The organism is Nocardioides sp. P5_C9_2 (genome assembly GCF_054049555.1).
Genome location: NZ_JBFUMD010000699.1, coordinates 1 through 1,379, shown reverse-complemented (window position 1 = coordinate 1,379; position 1,379 = coordinate 1). Strand labels below are relative to the sequence as shown.

The following is a 1,379-nucleotide window of genomic DNA, read 5'->3' as shown; positions in this document are numbered from 1 at the left end:
TGGTGTCAGGCGCATCGGACCGAATCAATGCGGGTGACGACGAGGCCGACCCGGGCCGCGCCGTACGCTGGCGCCATGACGTCCCCGACCCCCGAGCGCGTCCCCGGGCTCGTGGTGGGCTTCGACCTCGACATGACCCTGATCGACACGGTTCCCGGGTTCTCGGCGACCCTCGCGGCCCTCGCCGAGGAGCTCGGCGTGGACCTCCCGATCGGGGACCTGACCTCGCGCCTGGGTCCGCCCTTGGACCTCATGCTGGCCCCGCACCTGGCGGCCGATGACGTCGCACCGGCGATCGCGCGCTTCCGCGAGCTGTACGCCGACCACTCGATCCTCCCGGTCCCGGTCCTCGCGGGCGCGCACGAGTCGCTCGCCGCCGTACGCCGTCACCGCGGCCGCACCCTGCTGGTGACCGGCAAGTTCGCCCCCAACGCCCAGCGCCACGTCGACCACCTCGCGCTCGACGTCGACCTCGTCGCCGGCGAGGTGTGGGGCGTCGGCAAGGCCGCGGCACTGCGCGAGGAGGGCGCCCGGATCTACGTGGGCGACCACGTGCACGACGTCGAGGGTGCCCTCGCCGCCGACGCCGTCAGCGTCTCGGTGCTCACCGGCGGCTGCTCCCGCGAGGAGCTCCTCGCCGCCGGCACCCACGTGGTGCTCGACTCCCTGGAGGACTTCCCCGACTGGCTGGACGAGCACCTGCTGGACCAGCGCCTGGCGGCCCTGGACGCGCGGCTGCGGGAGCTCGGGTCGGTGGTCGTCGCGTTCAGCGGGGGCGCCGACAGCGCGCTGCTCCTGGCGGCCGCGGTGCGGGCGCTCGGCACCGAGCGGGTGGTCGCGGCGACCGGCTACTCCGACTCGCTGCCGGCGGTCGAGCGCGRCCCGGGGCGCGACTTCGCGGCGTCGCTGGGGGTGCCGCTGCTGACCCCCCGCACCCACGAGATGGAGCGCGAGGGCTACCGAGCCAACTCCGGGGAGCGCTGCTACTTCTGCAAGGCCGAGCTCATCGAGACCCTGCGGCCGCTGGCCGACGAGCAGGGCATCGCCCACGTGGCGACCGGCACGAACGCCGACGACGCGGTGGCCGGCTTCCGCCCCGGCATCCGCGCCGCGGCCGAGCGGGGGGCGGTGACCCCGCTGCTGGACGCCGGGCTCACCAAGGACGACGTACGCCGTGCCTCGCGTCGCTGGGGCCTGCCCACCTGGGACAAGCCCGCGGCCGCGTGCCTCTCCTCGCGGGTGGCCTACGGCATCGAGGTGACCCCGCACCGGTTGGCTCGCGTGGAGCGCGCCGAGGCCGCGGTCCGGGTCGCGCTGGCCGACGCGGGGCTGGAGAGCAGCGACCTCCGCGTCCGCGACCTGGGGGAGCGGGGCAGCGT

General features: G+C 75.5%; 1 protein-coding gene. It reads left to right on the top strand.

Annotation, left to right across the window (positions count from 1 at the left end; genetic code table 11):
* Positions 1–75: 75 nt before the first annotated feature.
* Positions 76–1,379, top strand: a 1,304-nt coding sequence (locus ACXJKL_RS21110) for an HAD hydrolase-like protein (protein ID WP_457208951.1), incomplete at its 3' end; no start/stop codon positions are given.